At 55.7% G+C, this 19,851-nt stretch carries 13 protein-coding genes, 2 tRNA genes and 3 rRNA genes; 1 reads left to right on the forward strand and 17 read right to left on the reverse strand.

Annotated features, from left to right (window positions below):
- Positions 1-39 precede the first annotated feature (39 nt).
- From ACYZUD_RS18480 to ACYZUD_RS18545, 14 genes are all read right to left on the reverse strand, one after another.
- Positions 40-2,343, reverse strand: a complete 2,304-nt coding sequence (locus ACYZUD_RS18480) for a PqiB family protein (RefSeq protein ID WP_462019584.1) — start codon at positions 2,341-2,343, stop codon at positions 40-42.
- Complete coding sequence (locus ACYZUD_RS18485) at positions 2,336-2,959, reverse strand: paraquat-inducible protein A (protein ID WP_462019585.1); 624 nt, start codon at positions 2,957-2,959, stop codon at positions 2,336-2,338. Before ACYZUD_RS18485 ends, ACYZUD_RS18480 begins: the two co-directional genes overlap by 8 nt.
- A complete protein-coding gene (locus tag ACYZUD_RS18490) occupies positions 2,946-3,605 on the reverse strand; it encodes a paraquat-inducible protein A (protein WP_462019586.1) in 660 nt (219 codons plus the stop codon). Before ACYZUD_RS18490 ends, ACYZUD_RS18485 begins: the two co-directional genes overlap by 14 nt.
- Before the next feature lie 149 nt (positions 3,606-3,754).
- Positions 3,755-3,870, reverse strand: a 5S ribosomal RNA gene (gene rrf, locus ACYZUD_RS18495).
- Positions 3,871-4,025: 155 nt separating this feature from the next.
- Positions 4,026-6,917 (reverse strand): 23S ribosomal RNA (locus ACYZUD_RS18500).
- A 235-nt stretch (positions 6,918-7,152) separates the two neighbouring features.
- Positions 7,153-7,228 (reverse strand) — tRNA-Ala (locus tag ACYZUD_RS18505).
- 28 nt (positions 7,229-7,256) lie between these two features.
- Positions 7,257-7,333, reverse strand: a tRNA-Ile gene (locus tag ACYZUD_RS18510).
- Positions 7,334-7,415: 82 nt separating this feature from the next.
- Positions 7,416-8,954: ribosomal RNA gene (locus ACYZUD_RS18515) — 16S ribosomal RNA — on the reverse strand.
- The 16S, 23S and 5S rRNA genes sit together here with 2 tRNA genes alongside, the layout of an rRNA operon.
- 544 nt (positions 8,955-9,498) lie before the next feature.
- On the reverse strand, positions 9,499-10,119 hold the full coding sequence (gene msrQ, locus ACYZUD_RS18520; RefSeq protein WP_462019587.1) for a protein-methionine-sulfoxide reductase heme-binding subunit MsrQ: 621 nt from the start codon (positions 10,117-10,119) through the stop codon (positions 9,499-9,501).
- Entirely contained in the window at positions 10,119-11,132 is a 1,014-nt protein-coding gene (gene msrP / locus ACYZUD_RS18525; RefSeq protein ID WP_462019588.1) for a protein-methionine-sulfoxide reductase catalytic subunit MsrP, read from the reverse strand. Before msrP ends, msrQ begins: the two co-directional genes overlap by 1 nt.
- A gap of 64 nt (positions 11,133-11,196) precedes the next feature.
- Entirely contained in the window at positions 11,197-12,054 is an 858-nt protein-coding gene (pssA, locus tag ACYZUD_RS18530) for a CDP-diacylglycerol--serine O-phosphatidyltransferase (protein WP_462019589.1), read from the reverse strand.
- Positions 12,055-12,197: 143 nt separating this feature from the next.
- Positions 12,198-13,214: a ketol-acid reductoisomerase gene (gene ilvC / locus ACYZUD_RS18535; RefSeq protein ID WP_003212125.1), complete on the reverse strand. Its 1,017-nt coding sequence runs from the start codon at positions 13,212-13,214 to the stop codon at positions 12,198-12,200.
- 48 nt (positions 13,215-13,262) lie between these two features.
- The gene (ilvN, locus tag ACYZUD_RS18540) at positions 13,263-13,754 is read right to left on the reverse strand and encodes an acetolactate synthase small subunit (protein WP_003176102.1); all 492 of its coding nucleotides are present in this window, start codon (positions 13,752-13,754) and stop codon (positions 13,263-13,265) included.
- Between the two features lie 2 nt (positions 13,755-13,756).
- Positions 13,757-15,481, reverse strand: coding sequence for an acetolactate synthase 3 large subunit (locus tag ACYZUD_RS18545; RefSeq protein WP_462019590.1), 1,725 nt, complete (start codon positions 15,479-15,481; stop codon positions 13,757-13,759).
- Positions 15,482-15,881: 400 nt separating this feature from the next.
- Between ACYZUD_RS18545 and ACYZUD_RS18550 the strand changes: the two genes are divergently transcribed.
- Positions 15,882-16,298, forward strand: coding sequence for a DUF4124 domain-containing protein (locus ACYZUD_RS18550; protein ID WP_462019591.1), 417 nt, complete (start codon positions 15,882-15,884; stop codon positions 16,296-16,298).
- Between the two features lie 117 nt (positions 16,299-16,415).
- Here ACYZUD_RS18550 and ACYZUD_RS18555 read toward each other — a convergent pair whose 3' ends face one another.
- From ACYZUD_RS18555 to mrcB, 3 genes are read right to left on the reverse strand one after another with little or no spacing between them, the layout of a single operon-like run.
- Positions 16,416-16,751: a YqcC family protein gene (locus tag ACYZUD_RS18555; protein WP_462019592.1), complete on the reverse strand. Its 336-nt coding sequence runs from the start codon at positions 16,749-16,751 to the stop codon at positions 16,416-16,418.
- The gene (locus tag ACYZUD_RS18560; protein ID WP_462019593.1) at positions 16,751-17,485 is read right to left on the reverse strand and encodes a tetratricopeptide repeat protein; all 735 of its coding nucleotides are present in this window, start codon (positions 17,483-17,485) and stop codon (positions 16,751-16,753) included. The genes ACYZUD_RS18555 and ACYZUD_RS18560 overlap by 1 nt, the downstream gene beginning before the upstream one ends.
- 16 nt (positions 17,486-17,501) lie before the next feature.
- Positions 17,502-19,826, reverse strand: a complete 2,325-nt coding sequence (mrcB, locus tag ACYZUD_RS18565; protein ID WP_462019594.1) for a penicillin-binding protein 1B — start codon at positions 19,824-19,826, stop codon at positions 17,502-17,504.
- Positions 19,827-19,851: the final 25 nt, after the last annotated feature.

The following is a 19,851-nucleotide window of genomic DNA, read 5'->3' on the forward strand; positions in this document are numbered from 1 at the left end:
GAGCCTGCTCGCGAAAGCGGCGGCTCAGACACCAATGGACTATTTACCGAGTGAAATCTTCGGTGCCCAGGTCAGCCATTCATCTTCGAACTTGTCGAACAGCGGAAATGTCTGCTCGGGCCGCGCCGGGCTGCCCATTCGGTCCCCGTCCGGCGTAGCAAAAGCGATCCCGCCCTGAATCAGCGTCTCCAGCGATTCGGTGCGTACCGTGGCGCCTTTGAACAAGCCGTAGTCGAAACCGAAACCGCTGGTGTTCCAGAAACGCGTGCCGCTGCGCACCAATGGCGCGTACTTCGGCTCGATCAAAATGTGCACCAGCACGCGATCAGCAGTCTGGCCCAGTTCATAGCCCGTCACCTTGCCCACGGTGACTTCGCGATACGTCACCGGCACACCGGTTTTCAACGAACCACGGCGAGCGGCGCTCAGAACCAGACTTAAACCGGCTTCCTGTTTCGCGGTTTCCGGCGGGGTAGTCAGGGCCACGAAGTTCTTCTGCGGACCGAGGTTCTTCGGCGCGGGTTGCACTTCGATGTATTGGCCAGTCACCAGGGTTTCGAGGTTCGACGTCTTGAGCAGGCCCAGTTCAGGCTTGACCACCCAGAACTGACTGCCGACCCGAGCGATTCGCTCCGGCACTTCAGTGATCCGCGCGGTGAGCATCACCGATTGCAGGTCATCAGTGAGGTCAACGTCTTCAATCTTGCCGACATCCAGACCTTTGAATCTCACCGGTGTGCCGCTGTGCAAGCCATCGGCGCGATCTACCTTGATAGTGACGACGGTGCCTTTCTGATTGGCTTCTTCATGGCTGGCGAACAGACGGAAACGTGGGATTCTCTTTTGCAGCGGTGCCTTTGCTTCCGGCGTTTCGAACGCGATCCCCCCAGCCATCAGGCTTTGCAACGATTCACTTTTGACCTGAATTCCACCGGTCAATCCACCCGTGAGGGTTATGCCGCTGGCATTCCAGAAACGTGTCGAGGCGTTCACCAACCCTTCGTATTCCTTCTCGATGTGGACGCCGATCACCAACTGTTTCTTGGTGCGCGAGAACTGATAGCTCTGCACCGAACCGACCTTGACCTGCTTGTAGAGAATAGGACTGCCGACTTCCAGCGAACCGAGGTTTTCGGTGAACAACACCAGGTGCAGCCCCGGCGAACGCAAGTCCAGCGGCGGCGCCTTGGGCCGTGCCACAAACTCGCGTTGCGGTGCAGCACCTTTGTCGCCGGGGCGTACGGCGATGTAGTTACCCTTGACCAACGCTTCCAGGCCGGTGATCCCCGCGAGGGAGATCGACGGTTTGACCACCCAGAACTGAGTGCCTTCGACCAGGTAATCCTCGGCCAGCGGATCAAGGGTCAACTCAGCACTGGCACCGGAGAGATCCGGATCAATCTTGAGTGCTTTCAGTGTACCGACCTGGATGCCTTTGTACATCACGGGCGTGCGACCGGCCTGCAGGCCTTCGAAATCGCTGAGTTTGACCTTGACCCGAATACCGGCGGCGGCTGCATCGAAGTCTTCGTAAAGACGGAACGGCAGGCTCGGATCGGTGGGTGGGCTGTCCTTGCGGTTTTCCGGCGTGGCGAACGCAATACCACCGGCGACGATGCTGGCCAGGGACTCACTGCGCACTTTCACACCGGACAGGTTAGCGTCGATACTGATGCCGCTGGCGTTCCAGAAACGCGTGTGTTTGCGCACCAACTTGGCGTAGGTCGGCTCGATGAATACTTTGAGTTCGACCGTGCTCTGGTCTTCGGACAGCAAGTAACTTTTGATCTGGCCGACCTTGATCTGCTTGTAGAACACCGGACTGCCACGGTTCAGCGAGCCGAGGCGATCAGCCTTGATCGTCAGGTGCAATCCGGGCCGCGCGTCCGACAGCGGCGGTTCTTCGGCCAGGGCCTTGAACTTGCGAGTGGGCTCGCCCTCCCCCGGGCTGATTGCCACGTAGTTACCCGAAACCAGGGTTTCCAGGCCGGTGATGCCGGCCAGTGACACGCTCGGTTTGACCAGCCAGAAGCGCGTGCTGGTCCTGAGGTATTGCTCCACGTCCTTGTTCATCTCGACGGTGGCGATCACACCTTTGGAAGCGCCCTCGTCGTCGAGTGTGAGGGTTTTCACCTTCCCGACCGACATGCCCTTGTAGACCACTTCGGTCTTGTTGGCCTGAATGCCTTCACCGCTTTCAAAACGCACCTGAATCTCGATGCCGGTCTCGTTGTAGGCACGCCAGCCGAGCCAGCCACCGATGATCAAGGCGATCAGGGGCAACACCCAAATGGCTGACCAGTTCGAGGCCGGTCGGGTTTTCGCTGTAGGCAGATCAGTCATGGTCGTCGTCCGACTCCGTGTTATCCCAAATCAGTCGGGGATCGAAAGTAACTGCGGCAAGCATCGTCAAAATCACCACACTGGCGAAAGCGATGGCGCCAAGATTGGCTTCGACACTGGCGAGCCGTCCGAAATTCACGACCGCCACCAGGATGGCGATCACAAAGATATCGAGCATCGACCAGCGGCCAATGAACTCGATGAAGCGGTACATCCAAATGCGTTGGCGAGCCGAGAGTGGCTGGCGGCGCTGCACGGAAAACAGCAGCAGTGCGATGCCCACCAGTTTGAACGTCGGGACCAGGATACTGGCGATAAAAACCACGGCAGCGATTGGAATCATTCCGTGCTGAACCAACTGGATCACACCGGACATGATGGTGCTGGGATCGCCCTGCCCCAAGGAGCTAACGGTCATGATCGGTAGCACGTTGGCCGGAATGTAGAGGACCGCGGCAGTGACCAGCAGCGCCCAGGTCCGCATCACACTGTTTGGGCGACGGGCATGGACCAGCGCACCACAACGATTGCAGACTTGCTCGTCAGTGTCGGCTTCCTGCTTGTTTAATTCGTGGCATTCAGTGCAAATCAGAATGCCTGCATCAATCGCCCGCATGGGCATCCTCTCCTGATAGAGCCTGCCAGATCTGATGAGGCGACATCACAACCTCCAACCAGACCTGGACCAACAACAAACTGATAAAGCATGCCAGGCCAAGACCTACGGTGATTGCTGCCATATCTGCCAGTTTGACGATCGCCACCAGTACGCCCATGAGGTAGACCTCGAGCATCCCCCAATCTCTTAAATGGTGATAAATACGATAGAGCAGCAAACCGTAACTACGGCCGATATCAAAACGAATACTCAGGAGCACGGCCAGCTGGCAAAGCAACTTGAGCAGCGGGATTCCCATACTGCACAAAAACACAATCACCGAGACGCCTTGCATGCCGGTATCGAAAAGGCCGACAACGCCGGTCCAGACCGTATCTTGCGACGACTGCCCGAGTAGATTGAGCTGCATGATGGGTAAAAAGTTCGCCGGGACATACAACAACAGAGCGGTGATAACCAAGGCGAGACTGCGTTGCACAACGTTGTGCCGATGGGCGTAAAGCTCGTAACCGCAGCGCGGACAAAGCGCTTTCTCGCCATGGGCGAGCTCGGGCTTTCGCATCAGCAAGTCGCACTCATGACACGCAACCAAGTCGTCCAGCGGTAATTCTGACAGCCTGCGGGCGTCAACCAGGTCTGGCATAAAGGCTCTGGCTCCGAAAAAGTTGGACCTATTCTAGTGTCATGAGTCGAAAATAACTGTGCAAATTTGTGCTGCGACCGGACCGTGCTTTTATTCAGGACAAAACAAAACCCCTACCTGCATACGCAGATAGGGGTTTCGGAATTTAATCTTGACGATGACCTACTCTCACATGGGGAAACCCCACACTACCATCGGCGATGCATCGTTTCACTGCTGAGTTCGGGATGGGATCAGGTGGTTCCAATGCTCTATGGTCGTCAAGAAATTCGGTAGCCAGTTCGTGTTCTCTTGCGAGATCACGCGCCAGCGAATGGGTATGCGATAGATTTGTGTGTTTGTACTCGAACTTTCGGTTCGTTTCGTCTTCACACACCGCAATCTGGCCTCTTTCGAGTTCACAAATTGCTTGGGTGTTATATGGTCAAGCCTCACGGGCAATTAGTATTGGTTAGCTCAACGCCTCACAGCGCTTACACACCCAACCTATCAACGTCGTAGTCTTCGACGGCCCTTCAGGGGACTCAAGGTCCCAGTGAGATCTCATCTTGAGGCTAGTTTCCCGCTTAGATGCTTTCAGCGGTTATCTATTCCGAACATAGCTACCCGGCAATGCCACTGGCGTGACAACCGGAACACCAGAGGTTCGTCCACTCCGGTCCTCTCGTACTAGGAGCAGCCCCTCTCAAATCTCAAACGTCCACGGCAGATAGGGACCGAACTGTCTCACGACGTTCTAAACCCAGCTCGCGTACCACTTTAAATGGCGAACAGCCATACCCTTGGGACCGGCTTCAGCCCCAGGATGTGATGAGCCGACATCGAGGTGCCAAACACCGCCGTCGATATGAACTCTTGGGCGGTATCAGCCTGTTATCCCCGGAGTACCTTTTATCCGTTGAGCGATGGCCCTTCCATACAGAACCACCGGATCACTAAGACCTACTTTCGTACCTGCTCGACGTGTCTGTCTCGCAGTCAAGCGCGCTTTTGCCTTTATACTCTACGACCGATTTCCGACCGGTCTGAGCGCACCTTCGTACTCCTCCGTTACTCTTTAGGAGGAGACCGCCCCAGTCAAACTACCCACCATACACTGTCCTCGATCCGGATAACGGACCTGAGTTAGAACCTCAAAGTTGCCAGGGTGGTATTTCAAGGTTGGCTCCACGCGAACTGGCGTCCACGCTTCAAAGCCTCCCACCTATCCTACACAAGCAAATTCAAAGTCCAGTGCAAAGCTATAGTAAAGGTTCACGGGGTCTTTCCGTCTAGCCGCGGATACACTGCATCTTCACAGCGATTTCAATTTCACTGAGTCTCGGGTGGAGACAGCGCCGCCATCGTTACGCCATTCGTGCAGGTCGGAACTTACCCGACAAGGAATTTCGCTACCTTAGGACCGTTATAGTTACGGCCGCCGTTTACCGGGGCTTCGATCAAGAGCTTCGCGTTAGCTAACCCCATCAATTAACCTTCCGGCACCGGGCAGGCGTCACACCCTATACGTCCACTTTCGTGTTTGCAGAGTGCTGTGTTTTTAATAAACAGTCGCAGCGGCCTGGTATCTTCGACCGGCATGGGCTTACGCAGTAAATGCTTCACCCTCACCGGCGCACCTTCTCCCGAAGTTACGGTGCCATTTTGCCTAGTTCCTTCACCCGAGTTCTCTCAAGCGCCTTGGTATTCTCTACCCAACCACCTGTGTCGGTTTGGGGTACGGTTCCTGGTTACCTGAAGCTTAGAAGCTTTTCTTGGAAGCATGGCATCAACCACTTCGTGTTCTAAAAGAACACTCGTCATCAGCTCTCGGCCTTAGAATCCCGGATTTACCTAAGATTCCAGCCTACCACCTTAAACTTGGACAACCAACGCCAAGCTGGCCTAGCCTTCTCCGTCCCTCCATCGCAATAACCAGAAGTACAGGAATATTAACCTGTTTTCCATCGACTACGCTTTTCAGCCTCGCCTTAGGGACCGACTAACCCTGCGTCGATTAACGTTGCGCAGGAAACCTTGGTCTTTCGGCGTGGGTGTTTTTCACACCCATTGTCGTTACTCATGTCAGCATTCGCACTTCTGATACCTCCAGCAAGCTTCTCAACTCACCTTCACAGGCTTACAGAACGCTCCTCTACCGCATCACCTAAGTGATACCCGTAGCTTCGGTGTATGGTTTGAGCCCCGTTACATCTTCCGCGCAGGCCGACTCGACTAGTGAGCTATTACGCTTTCTTTAAAGGGTGGCTGCTTCTAAGCCAACCTCCTAGCTGTCTAAGCCTTCCCACATCGTTTCCCACTTAACCATAACTTTGGGACCTTAGCTGACGGTCTGGGTTGTTTCCCTTTTCACGACGGACGTTAGCACCCGCCGTGTGTCTCCCATGCTCGGCACTTGTAGGTATTCGGAGTTTGCATCGGTTTGGTAAGTCGGGATGACCCCCTAGCCGAAACAGTGCTCTACCCCCTACAGTGATACATGAGGCGCTACCTAAATAGCTTTCGAGGAGAACCAGCTATCTCCGAGCTTGATTAGCCTTTCACTCCGATCCACAGGTCATCCGCTAACTTTTCAACGGTAGTCGGTTCGGTCCTCCAGTTAGTGTTACCCAACCTTCAACCTGCCCATGGATAGATCGCCCGGTTTCGGGTCTATTCCCAGCGACTAGACGCCCTATTAAGACTCGCTTTCGCTACGCCTCCCCTATTCGGTTAAGCTCGCCACTGAAAATAAGTCGCTGACCCATTATACAAAAGGTACGCAGTCACCCAACAAAGTGGGCTCCCACTGCTTGTACGCATACGGTTTCAGGATCTATTTCACTCCCCTCTCCGGGGTTCTTTTCGCCTTTCCCTCACGGTACTAGTTCACTATCGGTCAGTCAGTAGTATTTAGCCTTGGAGGATGGTCCCCCCATATTCAGACAAAGTTTCTCGTGCTCCGTCCTACTCGATTTCATGACCAAGAGATTTTCGCGTACAGGGCTATCACCCACTATGGCCGCACTTTCCAGAGCGTTCCGCTAATCTCAAAGCCACTTAAGGGCTAGTCCCCGTTCGCTCGCCACTACTAAGGGAATCTCGGTTGATTTCTTTTCCTCAGGGTACTTAGATGTTTCAGTTCCCCTGGTTCGCTTCTTAAGCCTATGTATTCAGCTTAAGATACCTAACTTATGTTAGGTGGGTTCCCCCATTCAGACATCTCCGGATCAAAGTCTGTTTGCCGACTCCCCGAAGCTTTTCGCAGGCTACCACGTCTTTCATCGCCTCTGACTGCCAAGGCATCCACCGTATGCGCTTCTTCACTTGACCATATAACCCCAAGCAATCTGGTTATACTGTGAAGACGACATTCGCCGAAAATTCGCGATTAAACTCACAAATTTTACCTTAGCCTGAGCCGTTACCAGTGAAAGTAACGTTCAGTCTATCTTTCTATCACATACCCAAATTTTTAAAGAACGATCTAGCCAAAGACTAGAAATCAACATTCACCATCTCGCGATGGAATGCTCATTTCTAAGCTTTACACAATCAGAAGCAGTAGTGGTGGAGCCAAACGGGATCGAACCGTTGACCTCCTGCGTGCAAGGCAGGCGCTCTCCCAGCTGAGCTATGGCCCCGTATTGCTACAGGATCCCACACAAAAATTGGTGGGTCTGGGCAGATTCGAACTGCCGACCTCACCCTTATCAGGGGTGCGCTCTAACCAACTGAGCTACAGACCCAATTTCGGGCTGCTTCTTATCGTCTTCTTCAATGAATCAAGCAATTCGTGTGGGAACTTATGGAGCAGCTGATGTCGTCGATTAAGGAGGTGATCCAGCCGCAGGTTCCCCTACGGCTACCTTGTTACGACTTCACCCCAGTCATGAATCACACCGTGGTAACCGTCCTCCCGAAGGTTAGACTAGCTACTTCTGGTGCAACCCACTCCCATGGTGTGACGGGCGGTGTGTACAAGGCCCGGGAACGTATTCACCGCGACATTCTGATTCGCGATTACTAGCGATTCCGACTTCACGCAGTCGAGTTGCAGACTGCGATCCGGACTACGATCGGTTTTGTGGGATTAGCTCCACCTCGCGGTTTGGCAACCCTCTGTACCGACCATTGTAGCACGTGTGTAGCCCAGGCCGTAAGGGCCATGATGACTTGACGTCATCCCCACCTTCCTCCGGTTTGTCACCGGCAGTCTCCTTAGAGTGCCCACCATTACGTGCTGGTAACTAAGGACAAGGGTTGCGCTCGTTACGGGACTTAACCCAACATCTCACGACACGAGCTGACGACAGCCATGCAGCACCTGTCTCAATGTTCCCGAAGGCACCAATCCATCTCTGGAAAGTTCATTGGATGTCAAGGCCTGGTAAGGTTCTTCGCGTTGCTTCGAATTAAACCACATGCTCCACCGCTTGTGCGGGCCCCCGTCAATTCATTTGAGTTTTAACCTTGCGGCCGTACTCCCCAGGCGGTCAACTTAATGCGTTAGCTGCGCCACTAAGAGCTCAAGGCTCCCAACGGCTAGTTGACATCGTTTACGGCGTGGACTACCAGGGTATCTAATCCTGTTTGCTCCCCACGCTTTCGCACCTCAGTGTCAGTATCAGTCCAGGTGGTCGCCTTCGCCACTGGTGTTCCTTCCTATATCTACGCATTTCACCGCTACACAGGAAATTCCACCACCCTCTACCATACTCTAGCTCGACAGTTTTGAATGCAGTTCCCAGGTTGAGCCCGGGGATTTCACATCCAACTTAACGAACCACCTACGCGCGCTTTACGCCCAGTAATTCCGATTAACGCTTGCACCCTCTGTATTACCGCGGCTGCTGGCACAGAGTTAGCCGGTGCTTATTCTGTCGGTAACGTCAAAACAATTACGTATTAGGTAACTGCCCTTCCTCCCAACTTAAAGTGCTTTACAATCCGAAGACCTTCTTCACACACGCGGCATGGCTGGATCAGGCTTTCGCCCATTGTCCAATATTCCCCACTGCTGCCTCCCGTAGGAGTCTGGACCGTGTCTCAGTTCCAGTGTGACTGATCATCCTCTCAGACCAGTTACGGATCGTCGCCTTGGTGAGCCATTACCTCACCAACTAGCTAATCCGACCTAGGCTCATCTGATAGCGCAAGGCCCGAAGGTCCCCTGCTTTCTCCCGTAGGACGTATGCGGTATTAGCGTCCGTTTCCGAGCGTTATCCCCCACTACCAGGCAGATTCCTAGGCATTACTCACCCGTCCGCCGCTCGCCACCAGGTACAAGTACCCGTGCTGCCGCTCGACTTGCATGTGTTAGGCCTGCCGCCAGCGTTCAATCTGAGCCATGATCAAACTCTTCAGTTCAAACATCTTTGGGTTTTTAAGAAACCCTAAACTTGGCTCAGCAATCGTTGGTTACATCTTTGATTTCTCGCGGAGTAACTTGTGATGCTGATAATCTTGTTGACTATCAGTCTGACTCCACAAGCACCCACACGAATTGCTTGATTCAGTTGTTAAAGAGCGGGTGGTTAAGATCTTTCGTCTCAACCGAGGCGCGCATTCTACAGCGTCCTCTGTATCTGTCAAGCGGTTATTTTCAGAAGTTTTCAAAGTTTCCTCTGCAACTTCAACCACTTGCGCTTCCGATCTCTCGTTAGCGGGAGGCGAATTCTACAGCGTTACTCGCTGCTGTCAACACCTATTTTTCACCGCTTTCGACCGAGAAGATCGAATCGTCAATAAGACGAAAACACACGGCCTTACCAACTCCTTCCAGGCTTCGATGAACTGAAGCAAGCCACTGTCGAAAACTGCGTAACTCTTTGTTTACCAAGGAGTTTTCCGTTTCGACTGCGCCGGAAGTGGGGCGAATTATAGACTTCCAGAATCTGCCGTCAACCCTTAATTACGCCTTTCTTGCAGAAGGTGCCTTTTTAGCGGTTAAACGGGGAATTCGGCGAGCTACAGCCGGTAGACGCAACACTAATAGCAACGCACCTATAGAGGCATACACCGCCCACTCCTTCAGATCGGCGCGAACGATCCACAACATATGCAGTAATCCAAGACCAAGAACCCCGTAGACCAGCCGATGCAACTTCTTCCAGCGAGATCCCAAACGCCGCTGACTGTAGCGATTGGAGGTCACTGCCAACACCAACAAACAAAGGAACCCCAGCGCGCCGACAATAATGTACGGCCTCTTGCGCAACTCGACACCCAGCTGCGACCAATCAAAGCCAAGAATGAATGCCGTATAACCACTCAAATGCAGAACCACATAAGCGAAGCACCACAACCCCAATTGCCGCCGGACAGCAATCCACCCCGCCCAACCGGTCAGCCTCTGCAAAGGCGTCATGCTTAACGTAATAAGCAACAGCACAAGCGTACCCAGCCCCAACCGGTCAACCAGCACCTTGCCTGGATCAGGCCCCAGCACATCCTCCCAGGCTTGATACAACCAAAGCAGCGGCCACACCGCGGCAGCGATGAAGACGCCAACACGCCAGAATGGATATCGCATCAGTAGTTCTTCCGAAGATCGAGCCCTGTATATAAAGAAGCGACTTCATCCGAGTAGCCGTTGAACATCTGCGTGTCACGCACATTGGGCTTGAACAGACCGCTCGGTAAACGTCGCTCGCGGGCCTGAGTCCAGCGCGGATGATCGACAGTGGGATTCACGTTCGCATAGAAGCCATACTCGTCCGCGGCAATACTTTGCCAGGTCGTTTTCGGCTGCTCGCTGACCAAGCTGATCCGCACAATGGATTTGATGCTCTTGAAGCCGTACTTCCAGGGCACCACCAAACGCAAAGGTGCGCCGTTCTGATTAGGCAATTCCCGCCCGTACATGCCCACAGCAAGAATCGCCAACGGGTTCATCGCCTCATCCAGACGCAGCCCTTCAACATAAGGCCAGTCGATCAAGGCAAAGCCTGAGCGCTGCCCCGGCATGGTCTTGGGATCCTGCAAGGTTTCGAAGCGAATGAACCTGGCTTTGGACGTCGGCTCGACTTCCTTGAGCAACGCCGAGATAGGAAAACCAATCCATGGAATAACCATCGACCAAGCTTCCACGCAGCGAAGGCGGTAAATGCGTTCCTCCAACTGATAAGGCTTCATGAAGTCTTCCAGCGCGTATCGCCCCGGTTTACCTACCTCCCCATCCACCACAACGCTCCACGGCTGCGTTTTCAACGCGCCGGCGTTGGCGGCTGGGTCACCTTTATCGGTGCCGAACTCATAGAAGTTGTTGTAATGGGTCGCATCCTTGAACGGCGTGATCGCCTCATCCTTGACGTTGACCGCCCCCCACTTGGTAGACGGAAGTTTTTCGGCAAACCAGGAAGGCGCATTGCCAGGCTCGACATCTGCATAACGAGCAACATCATCAGCACTGGCCCAACGTGGCAGGCTGCTCACAGCCAGACCGGCAACAGCGGCACCCAGCACATTGCGGCGAGATAGATAGAGGGATTCAGACGTGACGTCCGACTCATGACAGTCAGACGCTTTGGGAATTTTGATCAGCATGGCAACTCCGCAGCATTGGAGAACAGATACACCCAATAGACTGCGGAGTATGAGGGAAATTACGTCATTCGACGCTTTTGTGCCGACGAAGACGTAACAGATATTGCACCGGGCCAGACGCTGCATAGGCGAGGAAAACCAGCAGCAGGATGCGCGGCGGATCACTGAACACGACGGCGAACACCAGCACTACAGCGAGGATCGCCACGAAAGGCACGCGCCCTTTCAGATCCAGCTCCTTGAAGCTGTTGTACTTGATGTTACTGACCATCAGCATGCCAGCGGCAGCAACCATCAGCGCAACCAGGAAGGACATCTTGGAACCCTGGATGCCGTAATCACTGAACGCCCAGACAATGCCCGCGACCACACCCGCGGCAGCAGGGCTGGCCAGACCGATGAAGTAGCGTTTGTCTGCAGTGCCGACCTGGGTATTGAAACGCGCCAGACGCAGCGCCGCGCCAGCGACATAGATGAAGGCGACCATCCAGCCGACCTTGCCCATATCGCCCAAGGCCCAGCCAAATGCCAGCAATGCTGGCGCGACACCGAAGGCGACCATGTCCGACAGCGAGTCGTACTCTGCACCGAAGGCGCTCTGGGTGTTGGTCATGCGGGCGACGCGACCATCAAGGCCGTCGAGCACCATGGCGACGAAAATCGCGATCGCGGAAAAAGCAAAGTACTTGCTCGCGCCGATCGCATCGCCGGCACTCAAGGCGCTCTGGGCGCTCATCGAGTTGATGATGGAATAAAACCCTGCGAACAGATTCGCAGTGGTGAATAGATTCGGCAGAAGATAGATACCACGATGCCGGACTTTACGACCTTCAGCGTCATGCCCTTCTTCGATGTGCTCATCGACGGGCAGCAGGCTTTCGGCGTCAGAAGCCTGGTTTGGCTCTTCGGGACGTTCGCTCATGGACATTACCTTGCAACGGGGTGGAAAGTTCGACAGGTGTCTGGGACGACAGTTCGGCCGCAAACGATGCAGCTTTATACCAGAACCGGCCTCCCAAACGAAAAAACGCGGCCTAGGCCGCGTTTTCCGTACAAGTGCGCGACTTAGTTTTTGGCTTTGTCGACGATCTTGTTGGCACCGATCCACGGCATCATGGAGCGCAGTTGCTCGCCGATGATTTCGATACCGTGAGCGGCGTTGTTACGGCGCTTGGCGGTCATCGAAGGATAGCCGGTCGCGCCTTCGCTGATGAACATCTTGGCGTATTCGCCGTCCTGAATACGTTTCAGGGCGTTGCGCATGGCCTGACGGGATTCAGCGTTGATCACTTCCGGACCAGTCACGTATTCGCCGTATTCAGCGTTGTTGGAGATCGAGTAGTTCATGTTGGCGATACCGCCTTCGTACATGAGGTCAACGATCAGTTTCAGTTCGTGCAGGCATTCGAAGTAGGCCATTTCCGGCGCGTAGCCAGCTTCAACCAGGGTTTCGAAACCGGCTTTTACCAGCTCAACGGTACCGCCGCACAAAACGGCTTGTTCGCCGAACAGGTCGGTTTCGGTCTCGTCCTTGAAGGTGGTTTCGATGATGCCGGTACGACCGCCACCAACGCCAGCAGCGTAGGACAGCGCAACGTTTTTGGCGTTGCCGGAAGCATCCTGATAGATAGCGATCAGGTCAGGGATACCGCCGCCTTTGACGAACTCGGAACGCACGGTGTGGCCCGGTGCTTTCGGCGCGATCATGATCACGTCGAGGTCTGCGCGCGGAACAACCTGGTTGTAGTGGATCGCGAAGCCGTGGGAGAAGGCCAGGGTGGCGCCTTTCTTGATGTTCGGCTCGATTTCGTTTTTGTACAGGGCAGACTGGAACTCGTCCGGGGTCAGGATCATGACCAGGTCGGCAGCTGCAACAGCGGAAGCAACGTCGGTCACTTTCAGGCCGTGAGCTTCGGCTTTGGCAACGGTGGCCGAACCTTTGCGCAGGCCAACGGTAACGTCAACGCCGGAGTCTTTCAGGTTGCACGCTTGAGCGTGACCCTGGGAGCCGTAACCGATGATGGCAACTTTCTTGCCCTGGATGATCGACAGGTCGCAGTCTTTATCGTAATAAACTTTCATGAATTTCCCCTATATATCCAGGCCGTTCAGGCCATTCGCTAATTTGGTTTAGATGCTGAGTACTTTGTCGCCGCGGGCAATACCGGTTACGCCGCTACGGACGGTTTCCAGGATCGAGGCGGTGCCAATGGACTGAATGAAGCTGTCGAGCTTGTCGCTGGTACCGGTCAGTTGAACGGTATACACGCTAGCGCTGACATCGACGATCTGCCCACGATAAATATCGGTGGTGCGCTTGATCTCGGCGCGCTGGGCGCCGGTAGCCTTGACCTTGACCAGCATCAGTTCGCGCTCGATGTGAGCACTCTCCGACAGGTCGACCAGTTTGACCACTTCGATCAGCTTGTTCAGGTTCTTGGTGATCTGCTCGATGACCTCATCGTGGCCAACAGTGGTCAGCGTCAGACGCGACAGGGTCGGGTCTTCGGTGGGTGCCACGGTCAGGCTTTCGATGTTGTAGTTGCGCTGCGAGAACAGGCCGACTACACGAGAGAGAGCGCCAGGTTCGTTTTCCAGAAGCAAGGAAATAATGTGCCGCATGATTAAGTACGCTCCGTCTTGCTCAGCCACATATCGCGCATGGAGCCGTCTTTGATCTGCATCGGGTAGACGTGCTCGCTGGTGTCGACCGAAATATCGATCACCACCAGGCGGTCCTTCATGGCGAACGCCTCTTCCATCTTCGACTTCAAATCTTTCGATTCGGTGATGCGCACGCCGACGTGACCATAGGCCTCGGCCAGCTTGACGAAGTCAGGCAGCGATTCCATGTAGGAATGCGAGTGACGGCTGCCGTAACTCATGTCCTGCCACTGGCGAACCATACCCAGCACACCGTTGTTCAGGATGACGATTTTTACCGGCAAACCGTACTGCAGGCAGGTGGACAGTTCCTGAATGTTCATCTGGATACTGCCCTCGCCCGTTACGCAAGCGACGTCAGCATCCGGAAAACTCAGCTTGATGCCCATGGCCGCCGGGAAACCGAAGCCCATGGTGCCCAGGCCACCGGAGTTGATCCAGCGGTTCGGCTTGTTGAACTTGTAGTACTGCGCCGCGAACATTTGGTGCTGGCCCACGTCGGAGGTCACAAAGGCATCGCCCTTGGTCACTTCGCACAGGGTTTCGATCACGGTCTGCGGCTTGATGATGCTGCCGTCGCCCTTGTCGTAAGGGAACAGGCCACGGTCACCGCGCCACTCATCGACCTGCTTCCACCAACTGGCAACGGACTCCTTGTTCGGGGTCTCGCCGATTTCCTTGAGGATCGCGACCATTTCGGTCAGGACGCTCTCGACCGGGCCGACGATAGGCACGTCTGCCTTGATGGTCTTGGAGATCGAAGCCGGGTCGATGTCGATGTGAATGATCTTGGCGTTCGGACAAAACTTGGCCGGGCCGTTGATCACGCGGTCATCGAACCGCGCGCCGACGGCAAGGATCACATCGGCATGATGCATTGCGAGGTTAGCGGTGTAGCTGCCGTGCATGCCGAGCATGCCGATGAACTGACGGTCGGTGCCAGGGTAGGCGCCCAGGCCCATCAGGGTATTGGTCACTGGCAGGTTGAGCATCTTCGCCAATTCGGTCAGCGGCGCGGAGCCACCACCGAGAATCACGCCGCCGCCTGCATAAAGCACAGGACGCTTGGCCGCCAGGAGCATTTCTGCCGCCTTGCGGATTTGCCCGGAGTGACCACGAACGGCCGGACTGTAGGAACGCAGCTTGGCTTTTTTCGGGAAAATGTATTCGTACTTTTCGGCCGGGTTGGTCATGTCTTTCGGGATATCGACAACGACCGGACCAGGACGACCGGATTGCGCCAGGTAGAAGGCTTTCTTCATGACTTCCGGGATTTCCGACGCGTGCTTGATCATGAAGCTGTGCTTCACGATCGGCCGGGAGATACCGATCATGTCGGTTTCCTGGAACGCGTCGGTGCCTACCATGGTGCTAGGCACCTGGCCGGAAATGACCACCATCGGAATGGAGTCCATGTAGGCCGTGGCAATACCGGTGATGGCGTTGGTTGCGCCCGGGCCGGAAGTCACCAGTACCACGCCGGCTTTACCGGTGGCACGGGCATAGCCGTCAGCCATATGGGTCGCAGCCTGCTCGTGACGAACCAGGATGTGGGTCACTTCCGGTTCTTTGAACAGGGCATCGTAGACATGAAGAAGAGCACCACCCGGGTACCCGTAGATGTATTTGACGCCTTCGTCACGCAAAAAGCGGACGAGCATCTCACCGCCAGATAAAAGCTCCACGTTGTTCACCTCTAAAACGCCAGAATACCGCCCACATGAAAGAGGACGGGTCTTAATAGGTTTACTTCTCAGCAGAGCATGAGCGACGGTGGTCGCCGACTACGTCAGCACTGACTGAGCAAGTATTGGGATCGTCCCAAGTGTTGCGGGCCTTTCCCACCCAGCGCGAGGTAACGCGTTGCGGGTGTAACAGGTCGGCGCGGATGTGCGCCTCATGATCTGCTGAGTGGGTCTGCTTCTGGCAGTCCCTCTACAGCGGACTTTGGATTCTTCTGTTTCGCCCTCTCCAAGTCAAGTCGTCAATGTGCTTTATTGAAGTAAGCACATGAGAAAGCAAGAAAAAACCGCTAAACAGCAAGTGTGTTAGCTTCAATTGCGCAACCCAGGACAAGGAAATGGCATGCGAACGATCCTCTTCATGGCCAGCCTGCTGATCAGCCCTTTGTGCATGGCAGGTCCGATCTACAAATGGGTCGACGCCCAAGGCGTTACCCACTTCGACGCACAACCGCCTCAAGGCCGAGAAGCCACTACGGTGATGACTCCCTCTGCGCCTGCCGGCAAACCGGCCACGCCAGCACGCAGCGGAGCGATTGGCGATCAGCAGGCCATCGACAGCACAGTGAAAAAGCAAGTCGCCGAGCAACAAACCCAGCTGAAGGTGTTTTGTGAGCAGGCGCGAACGAACCTGGCTCAACTACAGAACAATCCCCGACTACGGGAGGATGTCGACGGTGAGATGCGCCGCCTGACCGACCAGCAACGTCAGGAGCGCATCACCGAAACACAAAAACATATTGGGGATAATTGCCAATAAACGCCTGTAGGAGCTGTCGAGTGAAACGAGGCTGCGATCTTTTGACTTTGCTTTTAAAAAATAAAATCAAAAGATCGCAGCCTCGTTTCACTCGACAACGCCTACAACGGTTCGGGGTTAGCGAGACGCTGTGATCAGCAGATCAAACTCTTTGAGCAAAACCTGCAACTGCCGATCCTTGCCCTGGACATTGCGGGCCGCGAAGACCATTTCGGCCATCTCCTGAATCCCGGAGGCATTGGGCAGCGGTAAATCCTGCTCCAGGATCGCCTTCATACGTGGCAGGAAGATCCATTGCAGCCACTGTTCGAAATCCAGCGTATCGACCGAAAATGGCTCGACACTGGACAGTGCTTCAGCGGATGGCGAGACGTCATCCCACCAACCCTGAACCCGCAACTCCCGCTCGATCAACAGCAACTGCTCGGCAATCTTCGGAAAGCGTGCATCCATCACAGCGCAACCTTGGCCTTCTGACGGGCCAGTGTGGCGCCAGCGGAATCACCTTGTTTCTCACGAGCCTGGGCAATCAATTCCCACAGGCTGGCTTGAAGTGCCGGACGACCATTGGCGAATGTCAGCCCACGACGAGCGAACTGTTCGGCTTGTGCCGCATCACCTTGAGCCATGCGGACTTGAGCCAGACGATAAAGCACTTGTGGCTCACGCGGCGCAACACGTTGGGCGCGCTCAAGACTGGAGGAGGCACCGTTGAGGTCACCGCCAGCCTGTTGCTGCTGAGCAGTGGTCAGAAGAGCCAGTACCGGACCGTCCAGTTGCTCGTCGGCAGACAGGCCGCCGGAGCTCGACGAAGGAATCCCGCTCGGCGTAGACGGCATGCTGTAGCTGCCCTGATTGATCGGCGCGGACTGAACCGGCGAGGTGTCGATCGGCCCCGAGGTAATCGGGCCAGGCGTAATCGGTGATGTGCTGATCGGTGCCGATGCCACGGCACCGCCACCCGGCACCATCACGACAACGCCGCTGTCACCTTGCGGAATTGCCTGAGTCTGGGACTGCACAGGACGTTGTGTCGTTGTCTGACGGAAGCCGCCATTCGCCGAAACCCGTTCACTGTTGGAAACGGCGCTACCGGAATCCACAACCGGAATCGAGCCGCGCTGTACGCTGGAGCAACCGCTGAGCAAAGCCACGGCGGTAACCGCTGGAATCAACCACTTGTTCACTTGAAACCCTCTTTGCTTAATTCATCCAGCCCTTGACCCAATCCATCACCGTTTCGCCGGAAGCAGGGCTGTCGCCACCGCAAGCAGCGCCGGGAGGCGGTTCGCTGCCGCGAATATACGGCATCTGCACGGCGCCTGGGCAGTTGGCATCGGAGCCTTGCCCGGTACGTGAATCGACCCAGGCCTGAACAATGTTGTCCGGCTGAGGCATGTCCAGCGGCAACGGATCGGCCTTGCGCATGAAACTGGTCCAGACCTGCAACGCGCCGGTGGCACCCGTGAACGGTGTCTTGCCGTTGTCGTCGCGACCCAGCCAGACCACTGCCATCAGGTCCTGACTGAAACCGGCGAACCAGCTGTCTCGCGAATCGTTACTGGTACCGGTCTTGCCGGCCAGGGTCAGGGTTTTGGGCAGCACGTTATAAACCGAACTGCCGGTACCTTCACGCATGACCCGCTGCATGGCGCTCTGGATCAGATAAATGGAGGCAGGATCGAAACGCTGCTGAATCTGGAACGGATAACGCTTGAGCGGTTCGCCTTCGGCTGTCAGTACGCTACGGATCCCGCGCATCGGTGTATTGAAACCACCGTTGGCCAAGGTCTGGTACATAGTCGCCACTTCGATCGGGGTCATGCCGCCGGCACCCAGCAACATCGACGGGAAGGCCGGAAACTCGCGCGTCACGCCCAGGCGCCCCAGCGTCTTCAGGACATTCGGCACACCCACCGCCAACCCGAGGCGCGCGGTCGACAGGTTGTAGGAATGCGCCAGGCCTTGATAAAGGAAAACCGTGCCATGGGAACGGCGATCATAGTTCTGGGGTTTCCAGACCTGACCGTCAGCGCCCTTGACCGAGAAGGACTCGTCCGACAGCCAACTGGTCAAGGTGTACTGGGTCGGCTTCTCAAGAGCTGTCAGATAAACCGCCGGCTTGATCAACGAACCGATCGGTCGTACCGCGTCCAGCGCCCGGTTGAAGCCGGCAAAACTCGCCTGACGACTGCCGATCATGGCCTGGACTTCGCCGGTTTCCGGGTTGGTCACGACCATGGCCGCTTCGACGTCATCGGAACCCTTGCGCCCGGACAGACGCTTGAAAGTGTCGTTGACCGACGCTTCGGCCTTCATCTGCAGGATCGGGTCGAAACTGGTGAAAATCCGCAGGCCTTCTTCAGTCAAGTCTTCGTCGCGATAGTCTTCGCGCAACTGACGCTTGACCAGGTCGAGGAAGCCCGGGAACGAACTGTCGGCCAACTTGCCGCGAGTCGTCACGCCCAGAGGCATTTTCTTCGCAGCAGCGATCTGCTCGGCGGTGGCGACACCTTGTTGCTCAAGTACATCGAGCACTAGATTGCGTCGCTCGAGAGCCCGCTCCGGGTTGCGGCGCGGGTTGTAATAGGAAGGCCCCTTGACCATGCCCACCAGCATGGCGACTTGATGCAGTTTCAGTTCGGACAACGGCTGCCCGAAGAAGAACTGACTGGCCAGACCGAAACCATGCACTGCTCGCTGGCCATCCTGACCGACGAACACTTCATTAAGGTAAGCCTCAAGAATGTCCCGCTTGTCGTAATGCAGCTCAAGCAGCATCGCCATCATGGCTTCGGTGAGTTTGCGGGTCAGGCTGCGTTCACTGGTCAGGTAGAAATTCTTGACCAACTGTTGTGTCAGCGTACTACCGCCCTGGGTCATCTTGCCGCCAGAGGTGTTGACCCAGATGGCTCGGGCTATCGACTTGGGCGACACGCCCCAATGGCTATAGAAGTCCCGGTCTTCCACGGCAACCAGGGTTTCCAGCAGATAAGGCGGGACCTGATCAATTTTGATCAGAATGCGGTCTTCGAGATTTTTGGGGTAAATCCCACCGATCAGGAGCGGCTCCAGCCGCACCACAGAAAGCTTCGAACCGTTGGTCGCGGAAAGCTCCGCCACATAGTCGCCGGAGAATCGCACACGCACGGGTTGGGCGCTCTCCAGTCCTTCATAGAACTGGAAGCCACGGGTATTCAGGTCGACGGTGTTGCCATTGACCGCTGCGGCGCCGGGGCCGTTGCTCACGCTTTCGCGACGATAGCCCAGGGCATCGAGCTCGGTCAGAAAGTCGTCCTTGCTGAGCTTTTGTCCGACGAACAGCTCGAGCGGGCGCGCGTACACCTTGGCCGGGATGGTCCAGCGCTTGCCGGAGAACTTCTCCTGGACCACCGCATCGAGGTAAACCGCGAATCCGGCGAGCACCACGAGGCCCACCAGACTGAGTTTAAGGGCCCAGCCCAGCCAAGGGCTCAGGCCCCTGGAAGGTGGTTTTTTTGGGGTGCGGGGGGATCGAGTACGAGTCATGGCGGCGGATTATACGCACTTTATT

The organism is Pseudomonas sp. XS1P51, assembly GCF_054897845.1.